At 54.8% G+C, this 23,926-nt stretch carries 22 protein-coding genes; 13 read left to right on the top strand and 9 right to left on the bottom strand.

The window, feature by feature from the left end:
* Positions 1-8: 8 nt before the first annotated feature.
* On the bottom strand, positions 9-758 hold the full coding sequence (gene hemD / locus ABSH60_RS10520) for a uroporphyrinogen-III synthase (RefSeq protein WP_056772283.1): 750 nt from the start codon (positions 756-758) through the stop codon (positions 9-11).
* Positions 755-1,696 carry a hydroxymethylbilane synthase gene (gene hemC, locus ABSH60_RS10525; protein WP_056772280.1) on the bottom strand — a complete coding sequence of 314 codons (942 nt, stop codon included), beginning with the start codon at positions 1,694-1,696 and terminating at the stop codon, positions 755-757. The genes hemD and hemC overlap by 4 nt, the downstream gene beginning before the upstream one ends.
* 330 nt (positions 1,697-2,026) lie before the next feature.
* Here hemC and ABSH60_RS10530 point away from each other — a divergent pair, with 330 nt between their 5' ends.
* The 7 genes from ABSH60_RS10530 to uvrD all read left to right on the top strand — a co-directional run bounded on the left by ABSH60_RS10530 (position 2,027) and on the right by uvrD (position 10,454).
* Positions 2,027-4,585, top strand: coding sequence for a class I adenylate cyclase (locus tag ABSH60_RS10530; protein ID WP_056772276.1), 2,559 nt, complete (start codon positions 2,027-2,029; stop codon positions 4,583-4,585).
* Between the two features lie 158 nt (positions 4,586-4,743).
* Positions 4,744-4,947, top strand: a complete 204-nt coding sequence (locus ABSH60_RS10535) for a lipoprotein (RefSeq protein ID WP_072158057.1) — start codon at positions 4,744-4,746, stop codon at positions 4,945-4,947.
* Positions 4,948-5,044: 97 nt separating this feature from the next.
* The gene (dapF, locus tag ABSH60_RS10540) at positions 5,045-5,869 is read left to right on the top strand and encodes a diaminopimelate epimerase (RefSeq protein ID WP_390973854.1); all 825 of its coding nucleotides are present in this window, start codon (positions 5,045-5,047) and stop codon (positions 5,867-5,869) included.
* A complete protein-coding gene (locus ABSH60_RS10545) occupies positions 5,866-6,570 on the top strand; it encodes a DUF484 domain-containing protein (RefSeq protein ID WP_056772269.1) in 705 nt (234 codons plus the stop codon). Before dapF ends, ABSH60_RS10545 begins: the two co-directional genes overlap by 4 nt.
* Complete coding sequence (gene xerC, locus ABSH60_RS10550) at positions 6,567-7,478, top strand: tyrosine recombinase XerC (protein WP_136374663.1); 912 nt, start codon at positions 6,567-6,569, stop codon at positions 7,476-7,478. The genes ABSH60_RS10545 and xerC overlap by 4 nt, the downstream gene beginning before the upstream one ends.
* Positions 7,478-8,194, top strand: a complete 717-nt coding sequence (gene yigB, locus ABSH60_RS10555; protein WP_056772265.1) for a 5-amino-6-(5-phospho-D-ribitylamino)uracil phosphatase YigB — start codon at positions 7,478-7,480, stop codon at positions 8,192-8,194. The genes xerC and yigB overlap by 1 nt, the downstream gene beginning before the upstream one ends.
* 97 nt (positions 8,195-8,291) lie before the next feature.
* Positions 8,292-10,454 (top strand): DNA helicase II, encoded by a 2,163-nt coding sequence (uvrD, locus tag ABSH60_RS10560; RefSeq protein WP_056772262.1) that lies wholly within the window; start codon positions 8,292-8,294, stop codon positions 10,452-10,454.
* 40 nt (positions 10,455-10,494) lie between these two features.
* Here the strand turns inward: uvrD and ABSH60_RS10565 are convergent, their stop codons facing one another.
* The gene (locus ABSH60_RS10565) at positions 10,495-10,971 is read right to left on the bottom strand and encodes a WbuC family cupin fold metalloprotein (RefSeq protein WP_056772260.1); all 477 of its coding nucleotides are present in this window, start codon (positions 10,969-10,971) and stop codon (positions 10,495-10,497) included.
* Positions 10,972-11,390: 419 nt separating this feature from the next.
* Here ABSH60_RS10565 and corA point away from each other — a divergent pair, with 419 nt between their 5' ends.
* Positions 11,391-12,341, top strand: a complete 951-nt coding sequence (corA, locus tag ABSH60_RS10570; protein WP_056772255.1) for a magnesium/cobalt transporter CorA — start codon at positions 11,391-11,393, stop codon at positions 12,339-12,341.
* Between the two features lie 66 nt (positions 12,342-12,407).
* Here corA and rarD read toward each other — a convergent pair whose 3' ends face one another.
* On the bottom strand, positions 12,408-13,316 hold the full coding sequence (gene rarD / locus ABSH60_RS10575) for an EamA family transporter RarD (protein ID WP_056772252.1): 909 nt from the start codon (positions 13,314-13,316) through the stop codon (positions 12,408-12,410).
* 91 nt (positions 13,317-13,407) lie between these two features.
* Positions 13,408-13,890: a thioesterase family protein gene (locus ABSH60_RS10580; protein WP_056772249.1), complete on the bottom strand. Its 483-nt coding sequence runs from the start codon at positions 13,888-13,890 to the stop codon at positions 13,408-13,410.
* A gap of 244 nt (positions 13,891-14,134) precedes the next feature.
* Between ABSH60_RS10580 and pldA the strand changes: the two genes are divergently transcribed.
* The 3 genes from pldA (at position 14,135) to rhtC (ending at position 17,693) form a co-directional block, all read left to right on the top strand.
* Positions 14,135-15,013, top strand: a complete 879-nt coding sequence (gene pldA, locus ABSH60_RS10585) for a phospholipase A (protein WP_122096518.1) — start codon at positions 14,135-14,137, stop codon at positions 15,011-15,013.
* Between the two features lie 178 nt (positions 15,014-15,191).
* On the top strand, positions 15,192-17,024 hold the full coding sequence (gene recQ, locus ABSH60_RS10590) for an ATP-dependent DNA helicase RecQ (RefSeq protein ID WP_056772243.1): 1,833 nt from the start codon (positions 15,192-15,194) through the stop codon (positions 17,022-17,024).
* Between the two features lie 39 nt (positions 17,025-17,063).
* Complete coding sequence (gene rhtC / locus ABSH60_RS10595; protein ID WP_056772241.1) at positions 17,064-17,693, top strand: threonine export protein RhtC; 630 nt, start codon at positions 17,064-17,066, stop codon at positions 17,691-17,693.
* Between the two features lie 64 nt (positions 17,694-17,757).
* Here rhtC and rhtB read toward each other — a convergent pair whose 3' ends face one another.
* Positions 17,758-18,378, bottom strand: a complete 621-nt coding sequence (gene rhtB / locus ABSH60_RS10600) for a homoserine/homoserine lactone efflux protein (protein ID WP_056772238.1) — start codon at positions 18,376-18,378, stop codon at positions 17,758-17,760.
* 122 nt (positions 18,379-18,500) lie between these two features.
* Here rhtB and pldB point away from each other — a divergent pair, with 122 nt between their 5' ends.
* Positions 18,501-19,493 carry a lysophospholipase L2 gene (pldB, locus tag ABSH60_RS10605; protein WP_056772234.1) on the top strand — a complete coding sequence of 331 codons (993 nt, stop codon included), beginning with the start codon at positions 18,501-18,503 and terminating at the stop codon, positions 19,491-19,493.
* A 47-nt stretch (positions 19,494-19,540) separates the two neighbouring features.
* Complete coding sequence (gene yigL / locus ABSH60_RS10610; RefSeq protein ID WP_122096520.1) at positions 19,541-20,350, top strand: sugar/pyridoxal phosphate phosphatase YigL; 810 nt, start codon at positions 19,541-19,543, stop codon at positions 20,348-20,350.
* Between the two features lie 59 nt (positions 20,351-20,409).
* Here the strand turns inward: yigL and ABSH60_RS10615 are convergent, their stop codons facing one another.
* From ABSH60_RS10615 to ABSH60_RS10625, 3 genes are read right to left on the bottom strand one after another with little or no spacing between them, the layout of a single operon-like run.
* Positions 20,410-21,324, bottom strand: a complete 915-nt coding sequence (locus tag ABSH60_RS10615) for a DUF1861 family protein (RefSeq protein ID WP_390973861.1) — start codon at positions 21,322-21,324, stop codon at positions 20,410-20,412.
* Complete coding sequence (locus tag ABSH60_RS10620; protein WP_390975730.1) at positions 21,321-22,382, bottom strand: glycoside hydrolase family 130 protein; 1,062 nt, start codon at positions 22,380-22,382, stop codon at positions 21,321-21,323. Before ABSH60_RS10620 ends, ABSH60_RS10615 begins: the two co-directional genes overlap by 4 nt.
* A complete protein-coding gene (locus ABSH60_RS10625) occupies positions 22,369-23,919 on the bottom strand; it encodes an alpha-amylase family glycosyl hydrolase (protein WP_390973863.1) in 1,551 nt (516 codons plus the stop codon). Before ABSH60_RS10625 ends, ABSH60_RS10620 begins: the two co-directional genes overlap by 14 nt.
* Positions 23,920-23,926: the final 7 nt, after the last annotated feature.

Here is a 23,926-nt window from a genome sequence, read left to right on the forward strand (position 1 = left end):
CACATCCCTTAGTCAGGTAATTGTAATGCGCGAATCAGCGCATCATTGTCTGCATTCTCGGCAACCCGAATAGCGTGCCAGCCGAGCTGGCGGGCAAGGGTTGCCAAACGTTCGCTGACCACCACCAGGCTACAGCGCAGTAACCATGAATGTCGGTAGTAATCAGGAACTAACTGGTACAGCTGTTGCAGCATTTCGCCGCTGGTGACCACCAGCGTATCTACGCCGGCGCGTTGCCAGACGGCGCTTTGCTCACTGGCATCGTAGTGAATCGGGCTGCGTTGATAACACTCGCAGTACGACACTTCAACACCGCGTTCAGTCAGCGTTTCCGCCAGCTTTTCGCGCCCGCCGTTGCCGCGCAGTATCAGCGCTTTCTTGCCCTGAATGCGTTGCAATGACGGAAGATTCAGTAATGTCTCGCTGGTTTCGCTGTCCTGAGGATAGAGAACCGGCAGACTGCTGGCACGATGGAACAGCAGGCCCGTCGTACGGCCAATCGCGTAATAACAAAGTGTGTCCGGCCAGCGGGTAGCAGACTGTCGTAATGCGCGATCGGCGTAATTCACGGCATGTTGTGAAAGCACAAACACCAGATCCTGCTGATCTAATGAGGATAGCAGGTTCGGCAGCGATGCGAGTTGGTTCCCCGGCGCAAATTCAATGAGCGGAGAATGGAAGGCGACCCGACCCAGAGCGCGCAGCCGACTGACCAGCGTTTCTCCAGCCGGAGAAGGACGGGTTACCAGAATGGTCATTTTGGTGCGTTCCCCTGATAGACCTCTTGCAGAATTTCACGCGCGCCATTCGCCAGCAATTCATCCGCCAGATCAATGCCCATGCTTTCTGCATTGGCTGCCGGGCCGCGACGTTCGCCGCACACCATCTGACTGCCGTCCGGCGCGCCAACCAGTGCGCGCAACCACAGCTCGTCGCCGTCGAGTTCGGCATAGCTGCCAATAGGCACCTGACATCCGCCTTCGAGGCGCATATTCATGGCGCGTTCCGCCTGAACGCGCAAGGTCGTTTCACGGTGCGCCAGAGGAGCAAGCAATTCGCGGGTGAAATGATCGTCGAGACGGCATTCAATACCGACAGCACCTTGTCCAACCGCAGGCAGACACTCTTCCGGCGTCAGCGCAGCACGGATACGGCTCTCCAGACCAAGGCGTTTCAGCCCGGCGACCGCCAGAATAATGGCATCATAATCGCCGTTATCGAGTTTGGATAAACGCGTACCGACGTTGCCGCGTAAATCGCGGATGTGCAGATCGGGACGTTGCTGACGCAACTGACACTGGCGGCGCAGGCTTGAGGTCCCGACCACGCTGCCGTGCGGTAATTCGGCCAGACTGGCGTAGTGATTGGAGACGAACGCATCGCGCGGGTCCTCACGTTCACAAATGGTCACCAGACCTAAGCCCTCAGGGAATTCTACCGGTACATCTTTCATGGAATGTACGGCAATATCCGCGCGGCCATCGAGCATCGCCAGCTCAAGTTCTTTCACAAACAAACCTTTGCCGCCCACTTTGGCCAGAGGAGTATCTAAAATGATATCGCCTTTCGTGACCATAGGAACCAGTTCGACCTGCAAACCGGGATGACAAGCCATTAACTGAGTTTGAACATATTGTGCCTGCCACAGAGCCAGCGGGCTCTGGCGGGTGGCAATTCGAATGATTTTGTCTAACATTTTTGTTACCGTTTATCTGTCTCTGTGACCATCCTACCACTGACAATAGAAAGCTGTCAGCGTAAGAAGCCATTCGTAAAAGAAGGGTAACGGTCGTAAAGGAGATTTGTTCTGTTTGACGGCAAACGGTAAAATCGAGAGAAGCGGAAGAGTAATTGTGGTGCGTTACTTTCTTTACGGTCAATCAGCAAGGTGTTAAATTGATCACGTTTCCAGCAATAATTCGTCAACTATTTGCACAATCGCGGTTGTTCAAAGCATAAGCATCACGATAAATGACGGATTTGGAACGGGGTTCTTTCCAGACACTGAATAATCAGGCGAAACGTCTTGTACCTCTACATCGAGACACTGAAGCAAAGATTGGATGCGATCAACCAGTTACGAGTCGATCGTGCACTGGCGGCAATGGGTCCTGCGTTTCAACAGGTCTACACGTTGCTTCCCGTCTTTCTACATCATCATCACCCTCTGATACCGGGATACCTTGAAGGTAAGGTTCCGCATGGTATCTGCCTTTTCACGCCTGATGACTCTCAAAAAACCTATCTGACTGACCTCGAAGACAAATGGGGCAGCGCGCTTGAGCCACTGGCGAAAGGCGAATTGCCGATCACCGGTGTCTATTCGATGGGCAGCACCTCATCTATTGGGCAAAGTCAGAGTTCCGATCTGGATATCTGGGTCTGCCATCAGTCCTGGCTTGATAATGAAGAACGCAACCGCTTACAGCAAAAATGCAGCCTGTTGGAAAAATGGGCCGCCTCGCTGGGTGTGGAAGTCAGCTTCTTCCTGATCGACGAAAACCGTTTCCGCCACAATGAAAGTGGCAGTCTGGGCGGTGAGGATTGCGGTTCCACTCAGTACATCTTATTGCTTGATGAATTCTACCGTACCGCGGTGCGGATGGGCGGTAAGCGTATTCTGTGGAATATGGTGCCGGGTGAAGAAGAAGCGCATTACGATGAATACGTGCTTTCGCTTTACGCGCAGGGTGCGCTGACGCCAAATGAATGGCTCGATCTTGGCGGGCTCAGTACCCTGTCGGCGGAAGAGTATTTCGGCGCCAGCCTGTGGCAGCTGTATAAAAGCATCGATTCGCCCTACAAAGCCGTGCTGAAAACCCTGCTGCTGGAAGCCTATTCCTGGGAGTATCCTCAAACGCAATTACTGGCAATGGACATCAAACAGCGTCTGCATCAGGGGGAAATCGTCTGCTTCGGGCTTGATTCCTATTGTATGATGCTCGACCGCGTGACCCGTTACCTGACCCAGATTGAAGATACGACCCGCCTTGATTTAGTCCGCCGCTGTTTCTATTTAAAAGTCTGCGAAAAACTCTCCCGCGCCCGTGCGTCGGTGGGCTGGCGTCGTGAAATTCTCAGCCAACTGGTGGCGGAATGGGGTTGGGACGAAGAGCGTCTGGCGATTCTGGATAACCGGGCGAACTGGAAAATCGAACGGGTGCGCGAAGCTCATAACGAATTGCTCGATGCGATGATGCAAAGTTATCGCAATCTGATCCGCTTTGCCCGCCGCAACAATTTAAGCGTCAGTGCCAGCCCGCAGGATATTGGCGTGCTGACCCGTAAGTTGTACGCCGCCTTCGAAGCGCTGCCGGGAAAAGTCACGCTGGTTAACCCGCAGATTTCGCCCGACCTGTCAGAGAACGATTTAACCTTTATTCACGTGCCGATTGGCCGCGCCAACCGCACCGGCTGGTATCTGTATAATCAGTCGCCGTCGATGGAATCGATCGTCAGTCATCAGCCGCTGGAATATAACCGTTACCTGAATAAACTGGTGGCATGGGCCTATTTCAACGGCCTGCTGACCTCCACCACGCGGCTGCACATAAAAAGTGGTGGCCTGTGTGATATCGCCAAATTGCGCGAGCTGGTGGCCGATGTTTCACACAACTTCCCGCTGCGTTTAGCGGCACCGACGCCAAAAGCGTTGTACAGCCCGTGTGAAATCCGGCATCTGGCGATTATCGTCAACCTTGAGCATGATCCGACTGCCGCCTTCCGTAATCAGGTTGTGCATTTTGATTTCCGTAAGCTAGATGTCTTCAGCTTTGGGCAGAATCAGGAATGCATGGTGGGCAGCATTGATCTGCTTTATCGCAACTCGTGGAATGAAGTGCGAACACTGCATTTCAGCGGCGAGCAGGCGGTACTCGAAGCGCTGAAAACCATTCTGGGCAAAATGCATCAGGACGCCGCGCCGCCGGAGTCAGTGGAAGTGTTCTGCTACAGCCAGCATCTGCGCGGTCTTATCCGCACGCGTATTCAGCAACTGGTCACCGAGTGCATCGAGCTGCGTCTGTCGAGCAAACGCCTCGAACCGGGCCGGTTCAAAGCCGTGCGCGTTGCCGGGCAAACCTGGGGTCTGTTCTTCGAGCGCCTGAGCGTGTCGGTGCAGAAGCTGGAAAATGCGATTGAATTTTACGGTGCGATCTCAAACAACAAGCTGCACGGTTTATCCGTGAAGTTACAGACCGATCAGGCACACCTGCCGGCGGTGATTGACGGCTATGCCAGTGAAGGGATCATTCAGTTCTTCTTTGAAGACAGCTCAGACGATATCGGCTTTAACATCTATATTCTCGATGAGTCGAACCGCGTCGAGGTTTATCACCATTGCGAAGGCAGCAAAGAAGATTTGGTGCGCGACGTCAGCCGTTTCTATTCGTCCTCCCATGATCGTTTCACTTACGGCTCCAGCTTTATTAACTTCAACTTGCCGCAGTTCTACCAGATTGTGTCGCTCGACGATCGTATTCAGGTGATCCCTTTTCGCAGCAATGCGTTATCCGCAGTCTGCGCTCCCCCGCCCGAGAGCGAGATCGAACCTTCGCGGCTGAAACAGCAATTCCAGCTGCATTAGAAAAGTGTTCTGTACCGCCTGCACGCGGCAGATTCTCTGGCTTTCCTTCTCTTTAAATCCTGAAAGTGTGCCTGCGGGTTTTATCGATTCCTGTTGCTTTTCATGATCCACCTGCGATTATAGAGGCCTTGGTCGCATGAATTACGGGCATTCATAAAATGAAAAACGCTTTACGCTGGTCTCTGGCCGCGACGATATTATTTTCTCTCTCCGGTTGCGGACTGAAAGGGCCGTTGTATTTCCCGCCTGCGGATAAATCTTCTACGCAGAAAACCAGTCAGGTTCCGGGAACCAGCAACGACGGTTCCTCGCAGCAAAAAGGTGTATCACCAGAAAACCTCTCGACGAATTCCAGAGATTAATCAGCCTGCGGGCTAAGGTTCCGGCAGTTTTCTGCCGGGTCCACATTATGAAGGGATCATCGCGACTGGATTTGACCAGCGGTAAACGGAGTCAGTTATGCAGTTCTCCAAAATGCACGGTCTGGGCAACGACTTTATGGTTGTTGACGCCGTGACTCAAAATGTCTATTTCTCCCCTGAGTTGATCCGCCGTTTGTCCGATCGCCATCGTGGCGTAGGTTTTGACCAGCTGCTGGTGGTAGAGCCACCTTACGATCCTGAACTAGATTTTCATTACCGCATCTTCAACGCTGACGGCAGCGAAGTTGCGCAGTGCGGCAATGGCGCGCGTTGTTTCGCCCGCTTTGTCCGTATCAAAGGTTTGACCAACAAACGTGATATCCGTGTCAGTACACAGACCGGCCGCATGACGCTGACCGTCACCGAAGATGAAACCGTGCAGGTGAACATGGGCGAGCCTGTTTTCGAACCGCAGCAGGTGCCTTTCCGCGCGGCGAAACCGGAAAAGACCTATATTCTGCGGGCTGAAGAGCGCACAGTATTTTGCGGTGTTGTCTCGATGGGTAACCCGCACTGCGTATTGCAGGTTGAAGACGTACTGACAGCGGAAGTGGAGCTGCTCGGGCCAATACTTGAAAGCCATGAGCGTTTCCCGGAGCGCGTGAACGTAGGATTCATGCAGATAATCAGCCCGGAAAGCTTGAAACTGCGCGTGTACGAGCGTGGTGCAGGCGAAACACAGGCGTGCGGAAGCGGTGCCTGTGCTGCGGTCGCTATCGGCATTCAGCAAGGTTTACTTGCAGAGGAAGTACAGGTGGAACTGCCGGGAGGCAGCCTCGATATTCGCTGGCAAGGGCCGGGTCATCCGCTGTATATGACCGGACCTGCCACTCATGTTTACGACGGATTTATTCATCTATGAACAATCTTGATGACCAGATTGACCCGGTGATAGCACTCGACGACGACAGCGTGATGCAGTATCTGCTGCAAAACCCGGATTTCTTTATTCGCAATGCGCGCAGCGTCGAGCAAATGCACGTACCGCATCCGGTGAAAGGCAGCACTTCGCTGGTGGAGTGGCAACTCGGGCGTCAGCGTCATCAGATTGCTCAGCTTGAAGAAGAGATTACGCTGCTGATGGAGCAGGCCTCGATCAATGAATCCCTTTTCGGGCGAATGATCGAACTCCAGGCCACGCTCGCCGCCGCCAGCGGTTTGCAGGACATGCTGAACCGCCTGCAACGCTGGGCACGTACGCTCGGCCTGGCGGGGGCTAACGTGCGCCTGTTCGGCGAGAGCTGGCGCATTGGCGCGCCGTCTGACTTTACTCATCTGGCCGTCAGCCGCAGCGCGTTCGAATCCATGCGCATTCAGCGGCTGGGTGAAACGCCGCATTATCTCGGCAGCCTGAACGGCCCGGAATTACTGCTGCTTTTACCGCAAGCAAAAGCGGTCGGTTCAGTCGCGTTATCGCTGATGGGCGAACAGGGTGAACTGGGCGTGCTGATTTTCAGCAGCCGCGACCCGCAACATTATCAGCCTGGCATGGGCACCGTGTTGCTCGACCAGCTGGCAAAAATGTTGCCCGGTTTACTGGAACGCTGGATCGAACGGGTATGAATCATACCGAATCGCCTCTGTATCCCGCAGTCGAGGCGTTTCTGCGTTATCTGCACGTCGAGCGTCAGCTCAGTCCGCTGACCTCCACCAATTACAGCCGTCAGTTAGATGCGCTGATCGCGATGGCCGCTGAAATCGGGGTTTCCGACTGGCAACAGCTTGACGCGCCCAAAGTCCGCATGCTGCTGGCGCGCAGCAAACGCGCAGGGTTAGGCCCGGCGAGTCTGGCGCTGCGGATGTCTTCGCTGCGCAGTCTTCTGGACTGGCTGGTACGTCAGGGCGTTCTGAGCGCCAATCCCGCGAAAGGCATCTCAACGCCGCGGTCCCCCAAGCATCTGCCAAAAAATCTCGACGTCGATGAAGTGAATAAGCTGCTGGAAATCAATCTCGACGATCCGCTTTCCGTCCGCGACCGCGCAATGCTCGAAGTGATGTACGGCGCCGGGATCCGCTTATCGGAACTGGTCGGCATCGACTGCAAACACGTCGATATGGCATCCGGTGAAGTCCGCGTGCTGGGGAAAGGCAGCAAAGAGCGTAAAGTGCCGATTGGCCGTACCGCGGTCACCTGGCTTGAACACTGGCTGGCGCGCCGCCCGCTGTTTGGTCCGCAGGACGACGCGATGTTTTTATCCAGTAAAGGCAACCGCATTTCAGCGCGAAACGTCCAGAAACGCTTTGCTGAGTGGGGCGTCAAACAGGGTGTGAACAGCCACATTAATCCGCACAAATTGCGGCACTCCTTTGCGACGCACGTTCTGGAATCGAGTGGCGATCTGCGTGCCGTGCAGGAATTGCTGGGTCACGCGAATCTGTCCACGACCCAGATCTATACCCACCTCGACTTTCAACATTTGGCGACGGTATACGATGCCGCCCATCCCCGCGCAAAACGAGGCAAAACCTGATGAAGTTCTATCGGCCGCTGAAACGCATTGAAGCGATCACTTTCGATTTAGACGATACGCTGTATGACAACTACGACGTTATCCGCCGTACCGATACTGAAACCCTGAAGTCTATTCAGGGCTTTCACCCCGCGCTGGCAGACATGTCGCCGGATGCGATCCGTCAGATGCGTACAGAATTACTGGCGCAGGACGCAGAGATTTATCACGACGTGACCGAATGGCGACGTCAGGCGGTGCATCTGGCCATGACCCGTGCAGGTCTGAGTGATGACGATGCGAAGCATGGCACTAAAGTGGCGATGGAAACCTTCGCGAAGTGGCGCAGCCGGATTTATGTTCCCGGCGAAAACCACGACGCACTGGCGGCGCTGGCCGAACGCTGGCCTTTAGTGGCGATCACCAACGGCAATGCCGATCCGCACGCCTGTGGTCTGGCGCAGTATTTCCAGTTCACCTTGCGCGCGGGCGATCATGGCCGGGCAAAACCTTACGCCGACATGTATAAAAAGGCGTCGATGAAACTCGATATCCCGCTGGAAAATATTCTGCATGTGGGAGACGATCTCACCACCGACGTGGCGGGTTCCGTGGCCTGCGGGATGCAGGCGTGCTGGATAAATCTGCGTGAAGGCAACCTGATGCACATCCGCGATGCCCGTCTGTTACCGCATATTGAGATTTCGCAGTTGGCATCGCTGACAGCATTGCTATAATCCCTTCATTAAATACTCTGTATAAATTCACAGTAGAAAAGCGTTCACGGCGGCATTGATCGCGTGAGTGCTTTTCTCATTCTGACAAACGGTGCCTATGGACGTTTCTGACCTGCTCGACAGCCTCAATGAAAAACAACGTGAAGCCGTGGCCGCGCCGCGCAGCAATCTGTTGGTGCTGGCCGGGGCAGGCAGTGGCAAAACCCGCGTACTGGTTCACCGTATTGCGTGGCTGCTGTCGGTGGAGAATTGCTCGCCGTATTCGATAATGGCCGTCACCTTTACCAACAAAGCGGCGGCGGAAATGCGCCACCGTATCGATCAACTGATCGGCACCAGTCAGGGCGGCATGTGGATCGGTACTTTCCACGGGCTTGCACACCGTTTACTGCGTGCACATCATCTGGATGCCAAACTGCCGCAGGATTTCCAGATCCTCGACAGCGACGACCAGATGCGTCTGATTAAACGTCTGATTAAAGCGCTGAACATCGACGATAAACAATGGCCGCCGCGTCAGGCCATGTGGTACATCAACGGTAAAAAAGATGAAGGTCTGCGCCCGCAGCACGTCGAAACCTATAACAACCCGATTGAAGCGACCTGGTTGCGGATTTATCAGGCCTATCAGGAAGCCTGCGACCGCGCCGGGCTGGTGGATTTCGCCGAGCTGTTATTGCGCGCCCATGAGCTTTGGCTGAACAAGCCGCATATCCTGCAACATTACCGCGAACGCTTTACCAACCTGATGGTGGACGAGTTCCAGGACACCAACAGCATTCAGTACGCGTGGATCCGCCTGCTGGCAGGCGACAACAATAATGTGATGATTGTCGGCGACGATGACCAGTCGATCTACGGCTGGCGCGGTGCGCAGGTCGAAAATATTCAGCGCTTCCTGAAAGATTTCCCGAATGCGGAAACCATCCGTCTGGAGCAGAATTACCGCTCCACCAGCACCATTCTGAAAGCCGCCAACTCGCTGATTGAAAACAACAGCGGCCGTATGGGCAAAAACCTGTGGACCGAAGACGGCGAGGGCGAGCCGATTTCCCTCTATTGCGCGTTCAATGAACTGGATGAATCGCGCTTTGTGGTTAACCGCATCAAAACCTGGCAGGACAACGGCGGCGCGCTGAAAGATTGCGCCATTCTTTACCGCAGCAACGCCCAGTCGCGCGTGCTGGAAGAAGCGTTATTGCAGATGGCGATGCCGTACCGCATTTACGGCGGTCAGCGATTCTTCGATCGTCAGGAAATCAAAGACGCACTGGCCTATTTGCGCCTGATGGCGAACCGCAATGACGATGCCGCCTTTGAACGCGTGGTGAATACCCCGACGCGCGGCATTGGCGACCGGACGCTTGACGTGGTGCGGCATACCGCGCGTGACCGTCAGCTGACGATGTGGCAGGCAACGCGTGCCTTGTTGCAGGACAAAGCCCTGGCGGGCCGTGCAGCCTCTTCGCTGCAACGCTTTACCGAACTGGTGGATGCGCTGGCACATGAAACCGCCGATATGCCGCTGCACGTGCAGACTGACCGGGTGATCAAAGATTCCGGCCTGTTCATCATGTATGAGCAGGAAAAGGGCGAGAAAGGCCAGGCACGTATCGAAAACTTAGAGGAACTGGTGACGGCAACGCGTCAGTTCAGCTATCAGGATGAAGACGAAGATCTGATGCCGTTGCAGGCGTTCCTGTCTCATGCCGCGCTGGAAGCGGGCGAAGGTCAGGCCGATGCAAATCAGGATGCTGCACAACTGATGACGCTGCACTCAGCCAAAGGGCTGGAGTTCCCGCAGGTCTTTATCGTCGGTATGGAAGAGGGCATGTTCCCGAGCCAGATGTCGCTGGAAGAAAGTGGCCGTCTGGAAGAAGAACGCCGTCTGGCCTATGTGGGCGTAACCCGCGCCATGCAAAAACTGACCCTGACCTACGCCGAAACCCGACGTTTGTACGGCAAGGAAGTGTCGCACCGTCCTTCACGTTTTGTCGGTGAACTGCCTGAGGACTGCGTAGAGGAAGTACGAATGCGGGCTAACGTCTCGCGGCCGATGAGCAACCGCAGCGTCGGCACGCCGACCAGCGTCAGCGACACCGGTTTCAAACTCGGCCAGCGCGTGGTGCATCCTAAATTCGGTGAAGGCACCATCGTCAATATGGAAGGCAGCGGCGAACACAGCCGTCTGCAAGTCGCATTCCCGGGGGAAGGAATTAAGTGGCTGGTCGCCGCTTATGCTCGCCTCGAAGCCGTTTGATTTTTAACTCTTCCCCCTTGGCAGGGGGAAGAGCAAAGAACTAAAGGCTAAAAACCTCACCCACTTCCGCTGTCGCATACCATTTCAGCGTGTCTTTTACGCCTTCTTCGCCTTCCGGCGGGGTGCCTGGCAGACAGTCCTGTTCCTGAACGGGTTGATACGCGCCGCGTTTCACTTCAAAAATCACGCCGCCTTCGTCGAGGGATAATACGCTGTGCCAGGTATTGGCCGGGATTTCCAGCAGACGGGTTTCTGCGCCGAGCCACAGACGTTCGGTGACTTTGCCGCTGTTATCGTAAATCAGCACCAGAAAACGCCCGCGCAGCGCGGTCAGCATTTCCCAGGTATGCGGATGACGGTGAATGCGCACGTAAGTGCCCGGCTCCATCGCAATCGCCAGGCGCTGTACGTCATCTTCCGGTGCAGGATGAATGTTCAGATTCTGACGCAGGCGGGGAGAATGCGCAGCCTGGGTGATCAGGTCGCACAGTGTGTCTTGGGAAATCTGCTTAATCATTGTTGGCTTCTGGAAAGGAGGAGGGATCAGGCCTCTGAGTGTAGCCAAAAAACCGGTCAGACATAAGTCAGTAAAGGTTATCATCTGAGCAAGATTTTTATGCCGAAATGTTGCCAGATTAGATTTGTTGGCGGTTGACAGTCTTTTTATTCCCGGCGTAACATGCGCGCACTATTATCAATGAGGAACTTCGCCTTGGACACACCCAGTAGATACTGGCTCAATAACCTGTTCATTAGGTACCACTTCTAAGGCCCTCCTCTTTGCTGATGGCCTTAGTGGTTGTCAGCGACCCCCGTTCTGTCGCTGTGAGTCAGATCTGAATTTGGTCTGAATTACGCCGGTGACTCTTTTCGCCCCGTGATTTTCTGTGCTTCAACGCGTTGTCCACTTTCTGTAATTCTTGGGAGAACGGGCACATGCTGAGTGCTTTTAAATTAGAAAACAGCCGCTTATCCCGTTTAGAGCTGGACGAGGCAGACGATCTCAAAACCTCATTGTGGGTAGATTTAGTCGAGCCTGATGAGCAAGAGCGCGAACGCGTTCAACATGAATTAGGGCAAAGCCTGGCAACACGTCCCGAGCTGGATGACATCGAAGCCTCGGCGCGTTTCTTCGAAGATGAAGACGGCCTGCACATTCACTCCTTCTTTTATTATGAAGATGCCGAAGACCACGCCGGTAACAGCACCGTCGCATTCACCGTGCGCGAAGGCCGCCTGTATACCCTGCGTGAGCGCGAATTACCGGCATTTCGTCTTTACCGTATGCGTGCCCGCAACCAGACGCTGGTCGACGGCAACGCCTACGAACTGCTGCTGGATTTGTTCGAAACCAAAATCGAACAGCTGGCGGATGAAATCGAAAACATCTACAGCGATCTGGAAAAACTCAGCCGCGTGATCATGGAAGGGCATCAGGGCGATGAGTATGACGCCGCGCTCTCCACGCTGGCAGAGCTGGAAGATATCGGCTGGAAAGTCCGTTTGTGTCTGATGGATACCCAGCGCGCCCTGAATTTCCTGGTGCGGAAAGCGCGTTTACCGGCAGGCCAGCTGGAGCAGGCGCGTGAAGTGTTGCGCGATATCGAATCCCTGCTGCCACATAACGAATCCCTGTTCCAGAAAGTGAACTTCCTGATGCAGGCGGCGATGGGCTTTATCAACATCGAGCAGAACCGCATCATCAAGATTTTCTCGGTGGTATCGGTCGTTTTCCTGCCGCCAACCTTGGTGGCATCCAGCTACGGGATGAACTTCGAATTCATGCCTGAGCTGAAATGGGCATTCGGCTATCCGGGGGCGATCGGGTTGATGATCCTCGCGGGTCTGGCGCCTTACCTGTATTTCAAGCGCAAAAACTGGCTGTAACGTTCTGTTAATTAGCCAATAAAAAAGCCCCTCACCGCAAAAACGGAGAGGGGCTTTTTTGATCGGTCAGGCTTTTGCCGTCACGCCCCGGCGCAGGCGGCCCTGCGTATAGAGCGCGTCAGTGATAAAGCACAGCAGCCCCACCCAGATAAAGCCGAAGGTGATGAGCTGCGAGGTATTTACGGTTTCGCCGTAGAACACCACCGCCAGCAGGAACATCAGGGTCGGGCCGAGATACTGGAAAAAGCCCAGCGTCGACAACTTCAGACGCGCCGCCGCCGCCGTGAAGAACAGCAGAGGGATAGTGGTGATAATCCCGGCAGCCATCAGCAGTAAATCCAGTGACCACGGATTAGCCGACAGATTACTGGTCGGGCTGTGGGCGATAAAGAACAGATAAATGCCCGCCAGCGGCAGCAGCCAAAGCGTTTCGATCAGCATACCGGTCTGGGAATCCACGCCGATTTTCTTACGCAGCAGCCCGTAAAAGGCGAAGGTGAGCGACAGTCCCAGCCCGATAATCGGCACTGAGCCAAACATCCAGACCTGGATCAGCACACCGGCGAACGCCAGAACTACGGCGAGCCATTGCAAACTTCGGAACCTTTCGCGCAAAAACAGCATGCCCAGCACGACATTCACCAGCGGGCTGATAAAGTAACCGAGGCTGGCTTCGAGGATGTGATTGTTATTGATCGCCCAGATAAAAATCAGCCAGTTCGCCCCGATAAACAGCGCGGTGACGAGCAGCATGCCGACTTTTTTGGGTTGGGCCAGCACCCGCCGGACATCGCCCCAGCTGCGGCTGACGGACAGCAGCACTAACATAAAGAAGAAGGACCAGATCACCCGATGGGTAAGAATTTCATCGGCGGGCACTTCTTTGATCAGCTTGAAATACGCCGGTGCGATCCCCCAAATCAAATAGGCGATAAAGGCAAAAATAACGCCTTGCCGGGTACGTTGTGCATCCATGTGGGTACCTGAAAAGAAAGAGATTAACGGATCGCGAGTGTACCTGATTTACGCTGCCAGATTTCTTTTTCAGCAACGTGTTAAGCAGATTTTAGCCGACCATGTAGGTCGCGGTGGTGGTCGCGATATGAATGCCGCTGTCGTTGTGCAGATCGACGCGGGCCACAGAGATTTTATTTCCGGCGCGGATCAGGCTGGCAGAAGCGATGAAGAAGTCGCCACGGCCGGGGCGAAGATAATCGACGCGTAAATCGACGGTGCCCATTTTTGCTAACCGCTGGCGCATTTCAGCCTCAAGCAGAGGATGATCGGGTTTATCGCGCCGGATGAGCGAGCTGGTCACACACACCAGCCCGGCCGCGACGTCCAGCACGGCCGCGATAACGCCACCGTGTAAGATTTTTTGCGCAGCGTTGCCGACCAGTTTGGTCTGATTGGCAAATTTCAGCTCCGCGTAATCGCAGTCGAGACGTTTAAGTTCCAGACCGAGTTCGCGGTTAAAAGGCATGTCATAAACGAAAATATTACCAATCAGTTGCAGAGCAGCTTCGTGGCTTAGGGATGACGCAGACATGAAAGGTTTCCTGATCCAAACGACAAGAGCGCTATAGTCGCGCAAAGAGTTAATGGAATGTTGATCTTAAGTGCCGGAGACGGGGAATTCTACCTCGCGCGCGATAAATCTATTCAATACTCTTGTCGGAATGTATATGTGTGTAAAATGCTCTGCTTTCTCAGTTTCTGAATACCGGCCGGCAGCCGGCTATTTTAAACCACAAAGACTAACAACATTATTTAACACTAAAGGGTGAGGACAAATGCGTAAAATTTGGGCTGTCGGGGCCACCATGTTGGCGTTGCCATTACTGGGACATGCAGAAGAAGCAACGGTACAAGAAGTGCATGATAAGCCCGCCGTGCGTGGCAGCATCGTCGCCAGCATGTTGCAGGATCACGATAACCCTTTTACGCTTTACCCTTATGAGTCGAACTACCTGCTTTACACCGACACCAGCAATATCAATAAGAAAGCCATTGAGTCTTATGACTGGGCGGATAAAGCCCGTCATGACGAAGTGGCATTCCAGCTGAGCCTGGCCTTCCCGCTGTGGCGCGGTATTGCCGGTGACAACTCGGTGCTTGGCGCGTCCTACACGCAGAAATCGTTCTGGCAGCTGTCGAACAGCGGCCAGTCTTCGCCTTTCCGTGAAACCAATTACGAACCACAGCTTTTCCTGGCGTGGGCGACGGACTACGATTTCCTGGGCTGGACGCTGCGTGAAGCCGAGTACGGTGTCAGCCACCAGTCAAACGGTCGCTCAGACCCGACGTCCCGCAGCTGGAACCGCGTGTATGCCCGCTTTATGGCGCAGAACGGTAACTGGCAGGTGGATCTCAAGCCCTGGTACCGCATTCCTGAAAGCGATGAAAACGACGATAACCGCGACATCACCAAATACATGGGTTATTACCGTCTGAAAGTAGGCTACGCCTGGGGCGACAGCGTCTTTAGCGTGGAAAGCCGTTACAACTGGAACACCGGCTACGGCGGCGCAACCACGGGCTGGAGCTATCCGATTTCCAAGCACGTACGCTTCTACACGCAAGTGTTCAGCGGCTACGGTGAGTCATTAATTGACTACAACCACAAGCAGACTCGCGTCGGTGTGGGTATCATGCTTAACGATATGATGTAAAAATACCCGTCTTACTTCAGGTTGCAGGTGCGTTGGCGGCGCCCGGCCCCGGAGCACTGACTCCGGCAGGCGCAGCGGGATGCCCTCGCTTGCCGCCTTTCGGGTATATTATGTCATTGCAGTACAGCCCCGGCGGCTTTAGGGCTTAGCCGGGTGGTTTGAACAGTTGGGGAATTGAGTGTCTACGGCGGCAGTGATAAATAAAGAAGAGCTGGCTCATCAGGTATTACGCGATACCTTCGGCTATCAGCAATTCAGACCGGGTCAGCAAACGATCATCAATACCGCCATTTCTGGCCGGGATTGTCTGGTTGTCATGCCGACCGGCGGCGGTAAGTCGCTGTGCTATCAAATCCCTGCGCTGGTGATGGACGGCCTGACGCTGGTGGTTTCACCGCTCATCTCGCTGATGAAAGATCAGGTCGATCAGTTGATGGCGGCGGGTGTGGAAGCCGGTTGCCTCAACTCGACGCAAACCCGCGAGCAGCAACAGGAAGTGATGGCGGGCTGCCGTACCGGCCGCATCAAAATGCTGTATATCGCGCCGGAACGTCTGATGCTGGGTGATTTCCTCGAACAGCTGCAACAGTGGAATCCGGCGATGCTTGCCGTGGATGAAGCCCACTGTATCTCCCAATGGGGCCACGATTTCCGCCCGGAATACCGTGCGCTCGGCCAGCTGAAACTGCGTTATCCGCAGTTACCGGTGATCGCGCTGACCGCGACCGCGGATGAAGCTACGCGCAACGACATTGTCCGTCTGCTCGAGCTTAACGATCCGCTGATTCAGGTCAGCAGTTTTGACCGCCCGAATATCCGTTACACGCTGGTGGAGAAATTTAAACCGCTCGATCAGCTGATCCGCTTCGTGCAAGACCAGCGCGGCAAAAGCGGCATTATTTACTGCAACAGCCGCGCCAAAGTGGAAGACACGGCGGCGCGTCTGCAAAGCCGTGGCCTGAGCGTCGGCGCGTACCATGCCGGGCTGGATAACGATACCCGTGCCCGGGTGCAGGAAGGTTTTCAGCGCGATGATTTGCAAATCGTGGTCGCTACCGTGGCGTTCGGGATGGGCATCAACAAGCCCAACGTGCGTTTTGTGGTGCACTTTGATATTCCGCGCACCATCGAGTCTTACTATCAGGAAACTGGCCGTGCCGGGCGTGATGGCCTGCCGGCGGAAGCGGTACTGCTTTACGATCCGGCGGATATGGCCTGGTTGCGTCGCTGCCTGGAAGAGAAACCACCGGGTGCGCAGCAGGACGTTGAACGCCACAAGCTGAATGCGATGAACGCATTTGCCGAAGCGCAAACCTGCCGCCGTCTGGTGCTGCTGAATTACTTTGGCGAAGGCAAACAAAACGCCTGCGGAAACTGCGACGTGTGCCTCGATCCGCCGAAACGCTATGACGGCCTGCTGGATGCGCAGAAAGCGCTGTCAGTCGTGGCGCGCGTCGGGCAACGCTTTGGTTTGGGTTATGTGGTAGAAGTGCTGCGTGGCGCCAATAACCAGCGTATCCGCGAATACGGCCACGACAAACTGACGGTGTACGGCATCGGTAAAGAACACAGCAACGAACACTGGACCAGCGTGGTGCGTCAGCTGATCCACCTCGGGCTGATTATGCAAAATATCGCCATGCACTCGGCCTTGCAACTGACAGAAGCTGCACGTCCGGTTTTGCGTGGAGAGATCCCGTTACAGCTGGCGGTACCGCGTATTCAGACGCTGAAAATTAAAAGTCCGTCCCGCCAGAAAACGTACGGCGGTAATTACGATCACAAGCTGTTTGCCAAATTGCGCAAGCTGCGTAAGTCACTGGCCGACGACAATAATGTGCCGCCATACGTGGTGTTTAACGACACCACGCTGCTGGAAATGGCTGAACATCTGCCGATAAGCCCGAGCGATTTGCTGGACATCACCGGCGTCGGCCAGCGTAAGCTGGAGAAGTTCGGGCGGCCATTTATGGCGATGATCCGCGATCACATTGATAACGGCGACGACTGACAGTCAAGAATTCCCCACACATCATAAAGAGAGTAAATCATGCTGATGCTGTTCCTGATGGTTGCGATGATGCACATGATCGCGCTGGCGAGTCCGGGCCCGGACTTTTTCTTTGTTTCGCAAACGGCAGCCAGCCGCTCGCGTAAAGAAGCCATGATGGGTGTCATTGGGATTACGCTCGGCGTTGCGGTATGGGCGGCAGTGGCGCTGATGGGTCTGCATCTGATCCTGCAAAAAATGGCCTGGCTGCACCAGATTATCACCGTCGGCGGTGGCCTGTACCTGTGCTGGATGGGCTGGCAGTTGCTGAAATCAGCACGCTCTAAAAAACAGGCGGGCGAAACGGAAGTGGTTGAAACCGCCGTGGCGTTGCCAGCAAACGGACGCACCTTTATGCGCGGCCTGCTGACCAATCTTTCCAACCCGAAAGCCGTTATCTACTTCGGCAGCGTATTCTCTATGTTTGTCGGCGACAGCGTGACAGGCGGCGAGCGCTGGGGTCTGTTTATCCTGATCATCGCCGAGACACTGGCCTGGTTTACTCTCGTCGCGCTGGTGTTTGCCTTGCCAGCGATGCGTCGCGGGTATCAGCGTTTAGCGAAATGGATTGATGGCGTGGCAGGCGTGGTATTTGCAGGCTTTGGTATTGCGCTTATCGTGAACCGTTAATCAGCGATTCTGCACATAAAAAAGGGTCCGGCTTACCACCGGACCCTTTTTGTATTCTTAACACTTACACCTTGCGGGCACTCGCCAGCAAAACTCCCACCAGCATAAACAGCGAGCCGAAAATGCGGTTCAGCAACTGCATTTGTTTCGGCGCTTTAACCCAACCGGCAATACGCGTTGCCAGCGTGGCGTAACCAATCATCACAATGATATCGACCACGACCGTAGTGACGCCGAGTACCACGTATTGCGCAGCCTGCGGCTGGTGAGGAATGATAAACTGTGGGAATAATGCGGCAAGAAACACTATGCTTTTGGGGTTGGTGAGGTTCACCAGAATGGCGCGTTTGAATAAACGGCGGCGCGGCATGCTGCTGGCGAGGGCGTTCAGGTCAATCGCCCCGGCAGAGCGCCACTGGCAGATGCCGAGCCAGATTAAGTAGGCCGCACCAAACCATTTGAGAAACTCAAAGGCCAGCAGCGAGGATGAGATCAGCGCGCCCAGCCCGACACCGACCAGCACGATGTGGATCGATAATCCCAGCTGTAAACCGGCGATTGACGCCACGGCGCCACGATAGCCATGGCTGATGCCCGTGCTCATTGTATTGATGGCACCGGAACCCGGCGAAAGACTTAAGATAGAAGTAGTGAGCAGGTAGGTTAACCACCAGTCCAGTGTCATTGCGAGACTCCCTGAATACGTTTTATGTTGTTTTGTGGCACAATACGCCATTGTCTGTCTTTGCGCTATAGCTCACAAATAACACTTTTCTCCTCTCTGCCTAACAATTTTGGATCAACTGAATGTCTGCGAATTACGCAAGGTGGTTAACACGTGAAAAGGAGTTTTCCGCCTTTGCTACCGGGCCGTTGCTCGATTTCTGGCGGCAGCGTGAGGAAGGTGAGTTTAACGGCGTTGACGATGTCCCGATCCGCTACGTCCGGTTCTGCTCTCCCGATCATGATAAAGTCATTATGGTGTCACCGGGGCGTATCGAAAGTTACGTAAAATACCCGGAAGTCGCCTACGATTTATTCCACTGTGGTTACGATGTGATGATTGTGGATCATCGCGGGCAGGGGCGTTCCGGCCGCATGCTGGACGATCCGCATTGCGGCCACGTTCAGCACTTTGACGATTACGTTGAAGATTTCGAACGCTTTTATCAGCGGGAGATTGCCCCACGTCAGTATGCGAAAAAGTTCGCACTGGCACACTCCATGGGCGGCGCGATCCTGGCGCTTTATCTGGCGAAAAACCCGCAAAGTTTTGACGCGGCGGCACTGCTTGCACCGATGACCGGCATCTATTTGCCGATGCCGGGCTGGATATCCCGCCGGATCCTCAACTGGGCGGAAAACCGTCCGGTGCGCCGCGACGGCTATGCGCTCGGTACCGGCCACTGGCGTCCGCTGCCGTTTGTGGTGAATCGCCTGACCCACAGCCGCGAGCGTTATCGTCGTAATCTGCGGTATTACGCGGATTATCCGGAACTGCAGGTCGGCGGGCCGACCTATCACTGGGTGCGTGAAGGCATTGACGCCGGGATGCATATCCTGAAAGAAGCGGAAAAAATCACCACACCGGTCCTTTTATTGCAGGCAAGCGAAGACCGCGTGGTCGATAACCGGTCGCACCTTGCTTTTTGTCAGGCCATGGCCGTGGCGGGTCACCCTTGTGAAGGGGACAAACCGCTGGTCATTGAAGGCGCGCGCCATGAGATCCTGTTCGAGCGGGACGACCTTCGGGCACAGGCGCTGGACGCTATCATGCGCTTTTTTGCGCGACAGCATTAATCCGCGGTTCGCCGCGCACAACTCCATCAGAGGTTAGAACCTACGCTATGTACCATGTTGTTGCTTCCGATTTAGATGGCACACTGCTATCACCTGACCATACCCTGAGCCCGTTCGCGAAAGAGACGCTGAAATTGCTGACCCGGCGCGACGTGCACTTCGTGTTCGCCACCGGGCGTCACCATATCGATGTGGCGCAGATGCGCGATAATCTCGACATCAGCGCATACATGATCACGTCCAACGGTGCGCGCGTGCATAACACCGACGGCGATCTGATTTTTTCGCACAATCTGGATGAAGATATCGCCAGAGATCTGTTCGGTATCATGCACAACAACCCGGATATTCTGACCAACGTCTATCGCAATGACGACTGGTACATGAACCGCGACCGCGCCGACCAGGACGATTTCTTCCGCGAATCAGTGTTCAAATACAAGCTCTATGAACCAGGCCTGCTGGAAACTGACGGCATCTGCAAAGTGTATTTCACCTGTGAAGATCACGAGAAATTGCTGCCGCTCGAAGAGGCGATCAACGCACGTTGGGGCGACCGCGTTAACGTCAGCTTCTCACTGCCGGTTTGCCTGGAAGTGATGGCGGGCGGCGTCTCGAAAGGTCACGCGCTGGAGTACGTATCAAAACTGATGGGTTATACGCTGAAAGACTGCATCGCCTTTGGTGATGGTCTGAATGACCTTGAAATGCTGACAATGGCCGGTAAAGGCTGCCTGATGAGCGGTTCATTGCCACGTCTGAAAGCCGCCATGCCGGACGCAGAAATCATCGGTTCCAACGCCGATGACGCCGTACCGCATTACCTGCGCAAAATGTATTTGTCTGAAGATATCTGATCCGCGTTATCCCCGGACAAGGCTTTATGCCCTGTCCGGGGCACTTCTCTGCATGCCTGTCATCTGAAAGGGTCATCAATCTCTGTCCATTGCGCTTCACAATCGCTGGTACCGCAATATAAGCGGGGCGCGGATGATGCTGTGAAGCACAGACCGCCGGGAAAAATGACGTCTTCAAGATCGGCGCGTTTGGTTGCTCCGGGTTTGAACTGGCTGCGTTCAGCGATGATTTTCAGGGCTGAACAGTGGTGCGTCTGGCTGTTGAAAATAAACGAACAGGCGTAATAGTGCCGGTGCCCTTGCGCATCAAAACGGGCGACATGGCCCAGCACACCGACGCGATGCTCCTCAAGAACGTAAGCCGCATTCACGCCACACCATTCTTCGGCACTCACCTGCCCGTGTAATAACCTCGCCTGCGCCACGTTGTGCAGGGTCAGATCGTCGGGCGAATCCAGCAGGGTATAACCGATGGTGCCCCGCCCGCCGGTTTCCCCCTGCGGGCGGGTAAACAGCAACACTTTTCCGTCCGGTAAACCCACCGGCCGGATGTCTTTCATGCCCTCAGGTCCGATGAAAAACAGGCGCAGGGAATAGATATCCGCGCCACGGTACAACAGGGTTTTCCAGCGCAGAATTTCACCGGTGTCTTCATCGGCTTCAACGCAGACTCCGCCAAAGATAAACTCCCCGTTGATACGGGTGAAAAACGGATCCTGTAAAGCGAAGACCGGCGCGTCCGGCAGTAATGTGCACTGACGGAAGCCATCAAATTCGAAAAAACGGATCTGCGATAATTCGGAGTGTCTTGGTTCGACGCGTGCTGCAATGACCATAAGGTCGCCGCAGCGAAACGGCGCGGTCGGGTTATAGACATCGTTGTTACCCACACCGGAAAATTGAATTTTTTCTCCGGCGGGCAGCGGCAATTTCAGGTCATGAAATTGCCGCAATAAGGCGTCAATCGTGTTCACTGCGTCAATCCGAGATGCGCCCATAACGCATCGAGCGGCAGGGTCGCCAGCGCAATACATTCATCGGCAGCGCCGTAGTAGATTTTCAGCACGTCCCGTTCCAGCAGCGCGCCGCAGGTAAAAACGACGTTGCCAAAAAATCCCTCTTTTTCGTAAATGGCTTCCGGCTGTAAGAGGGGTACGGAGGATTTGGCGAGGATGTTGAACGGATTATTCAGGTCGAGCAGCATCGCGCCGAGGCAATAACGCTGATCTTTGTCCACGCCGTGGTAAATCTGTAACCAGCCCCGCGCCGTTTTGATAAGCGGTGCGCCGCCGCCCAGTTTCAGCGCATCCCAGTCGCCGGACGCGCTGCCCAGTAAATGCCGGTGATTGCCCCAGTGCAGCATGTCCGGAGACTCACACATCCAGATCTCCGGCTTTCCGAAATGTTTCGGCGAAGGGCGGGTCAGCGCCTGATATTTGCCGTTGATTTTTTCCGGGAAGAAACAGACATCACGGTTGTCCGGGCAGAAAATCACGCCCTGTTTTTCCACGGTCACAAAATCAGGGGTGGTGGCCAGCGCGGTGGAAATGCCGTAAGGCGAAATGGCCGAATAGTTGATGTAAAAAATGCCGTCGATCAGCGTAATGCGCGGGTCTTCACAGCCAAATTGTTCGTATTGCGTATCGGCGGTCAAAAATGGCTGAGCATCCACCACAAAATCTTCGCCGTTCGTACTGCGCGCCAGACGCAGATGCGACATGGAGGTCAGCCAGATCACCGAAGGGTCAGCCTTCAGCGCAATCATTCTTGGGTCGCTGAAATCATAAGCCGGGTCATCGCGGTGAAAACGTTTGGTGCCTGCCAGCCAGACGTTGTGCTGATTCAGCAACAGCGGCACTTCCAGGCAGTTGGCGTCGGTGGATATCACGCTTTCCGCCACGCGAAGCAGCAGCAGGGTTTTCCCCTGATACGCACAGACGCCTGCATTAAACACGCAATCCACTTTCCAGCCGGGCTGAGACGGCACCACATCGGCGGGATTTAACAGCGGGTTTTTATCACTTCGGATCATTTTCATGGTTTACCTTCTTGATAAGAATAGTGTTTTTTTCCAGCAGCGGTGCATCCGTGCCGAACAAGACGGGGTTGCCATCGCCGCAGCCTACGTTGGCCACCGGCGCGCCAAAATTGATCATCACTTCCAGACATTCCCCGGCCAGAAAGCGGCGAAATATCAGGCATTGTTTAAAAAGTGTGAGGTACTCATAGCGGCCACGCTGAAGAGAGAGGTGAGAATTTCTCAATTTAATCAGCTTCTTATAGGTGTTCAGAATTGATGGTGAGTGCTTACTCTCAGTTTGAACGTTAATTTGTCCCTCACCGGCATCCGCAGGCGTCCAGGGAACGGGCAAACGGGAGGCATCGCGGCAGAAGGGTAATGCGTAAGTGAGCGCTTGCTTCTCGTCCATTCCCTGTGAAATAGCGGCCTGATATTGCGTGATGCCCTGAATGTCCCGCATTTGCTGCACGCTCTGCGGGATGAAATCGGTCATGCCGATCTCTTCACCCTGATAGATAAAAGGCAGGCCGCTGGCGGTCATTTGCAGGGCGAAAACGGCCACGGCGCGCGAAACATCGCGGTGTGATTCGCCAAAACGGCTGATCATGCGTGACATATCGTGGCTGGAGAAAAAGAGCGTCGGTAATCCGGAAAGTGTTGCTTCCATCGCTTTCATTTCGGCGAAGATCGCTGCGATGTCGAAGTGTTTCTGGCTGCCAAGGTTGAAATTGAATACCACGTCCAGCAGTTTTGGCCCCTGATAAGGGGCCATCACCGGTAACAGGTCAGTGCCCACTTCACCAATCAGTAAAAACTCACCCTGTTCGCGGATGTGCTGGCAGAGTTTTCTCACCACATTCAGCACGCCGGGCTGATTGATATCGTTGTCGTGGGGCGACTCTGCACCCGGTGCGGCGGGCGGATGGTCTTCACCGATGCCGTCGGTAGTGAGAAAATTAATGACGTCAAAACGGAAGCCATCGACGCCGCGCGCGATCCAAAAATCGAAGATTTTTTTGATTTCATGCTCAACGGCAGGATTCGACCAGTTCAGGCAAACCTGCTGGGGCGAGAATTTATGGTAGTAACTGGTGGTTCCGCCGGGTTCCTGCGTCCAGGCCGGACCGCCGAAGAACGAGGTCCAGTTATTGATTTTTTCACGAAAGAAGAAGAAGTCGCGAAACGGACTGTCGGGGTGACTGAGCGCCGCCTGGAACCACGGATGCTGATCGGAGACGTGATTGATCACCACGTCGATCACCAGCAAAATATCACGCTGATGGCAGGCGGAAATAAGCGCATCGAACAGGGCCAGTGTGCCAAAGCGCGGGTCAACGGCGCAGTGATCGCTGATGTCGTAGCCATTATCCACCAGCGGAGAGGGATAGAACGGCGTAACCCAGATGCCGCCGATGCCCAGATCCGCCAGATAATCGAGCTTTGAAATCAGCCCCTGAAAATCGCCCAATCCGTCCGCATTGCCGTCGCAAAACGACGGCAAATACACCTGATAAAATACCCGGTCCTGCCATGTCTTCAGGTTATTCATCCTTCAT

Origin of the sequence: Rahnella sp. R3(2024) (assembly GCF_042920125.1) — a bacterium.
GTDB classification, from domain to species: domain Bacteria; phylum Pseudomonadota; class Gammaproteobacteria; order Enterobacterales; family Enterobacteriaceae; genus Rahnella; species Rahnella rivi.

Bases quoted from the DNA above. Each gene is read 5' to 3' on its own strand.
- rhtB (WP_056772238.1), bottom strand. From the start codon at position 18,378: ATGACACTGGACTGGTGGTTAACCTACCTGCTCACTACTTCTATCTTA.
- yigL (WP_122096520.1), top strand. From the start codon at position 19,541: ATGTACCATGTTGTTGCTTCCGATTTAGATGGCACACTGCTATCACCT.
- ABSH60_RS10625 (WP_390973863.1), bottom strand. From the start codon at position 23,919: ATGAATAACCTGAAGACATGGCAGGACCGGGTATTTTATCAGGTGTAT.
- ABSH60_RS10620 (WP_390975730.1), bottom strand. From the start codon at position 22,382: ATGATCCGAAGTGATAAAAACCCGCTGTTAAATCCCGCCGATGTGGTG.
- pldA (WP_122096518.1), top strand. From the start codon at position 14,135: ATGCGTAAAATTTGGGCTGTCGGGGCCACCATGTTGGCGTTGCCATTA.
- hemC (WP_056772280.1), bottom strand. From the start codon at position 1,696: ATGTTAGACAAAATCATTCGAATTGCCACCCGCCAGAGCCCGCTGGCT.
- ABSH60_RS10545 (WP_056772269.1), top strand. From the start codon at position 5,866: ATGAACAATCTTGATGACCAGATTGACCCGGTGATAGCACTCGACGAC.
- corA (WP_056772255.1), top strand. From the start codon at position 11,391: ATGCTGAGTGCTTTTAAATTAGAAAACAGCCGCTTATCCCGTTTAGAG.
- yigB (WP_056772265.1), top strand. From the start codon at position 7,478: ATGAAGTTCTATCGGCCGCTGAAACGCATTGAAGCGATCACTTTCGAT.
- ABSH60_RS10580 (WP_056772249.1), bottom strand. From the start codon at position 13,890: ATGTCTGCGTCATCCCTAAGCCACGAAGCTGCTCTGCAACTGATTGGT.
- hemD (WP_056772283.1), bottom strand. From the start codon at position 758: ATGACCATTCTGGTAACCCGTCCTTCTCCGGCTGGAGAAACGCTGGTC.
- rarD (WP_056772252.1), bottom strand. From the start codon at position 13,316: ATGGATGCACAACGTACCCGGCAAGGCGTTATTTTTGCCTTTATCGCC.
- uvrD (WP_056772262.1), top strand. From the start codon at position 8,292: ATGGACGTTTCTGACCTGCTCGACAGCCTCAATGAAAAACAACGTGAA.
- rhtC (WP_056772241.1), top strand. From the start codon at position 17,064: ATGCTGATGCTGTTCCTGATGGTTGCGATGATGCACATGATCGCGCTG.
- dapF (WP_390973854.1), top strand. From the start codon at position 5,045: ATGCAGTTCTCCAAAATGCACGGTCTGGGCAACGACTTTATGGTTGTT.
- pldB (WP_056772234.1), top strand. From the start codon at position 18,501: ATGTCTGCGAATTACGCAAGGTGGTTAACACGTGAAAAGGAGTTTTCC.
- ABSH60_RS10565 (WP_056772260.1), bottom strand. From the start codon at position 10,971: ATGATTAAGCAGATTTCCCAAGACACACTGTGCGACCTGATCACCCAG.
- xerC (WP_136374663.1), top strand. From the start codon at position 6,567: ATGAATCATACCGAATCGCCTCTGTATCCCGCAGTCGAGGCGTTTCTG.
- ABSH60_RS10535 (WP_072158057.1), top strand. From the start codon at position 4,744: ATGAAAAACGCTTTACGCTGGTCTCTGGCCGCGACGATATTATTTTCT.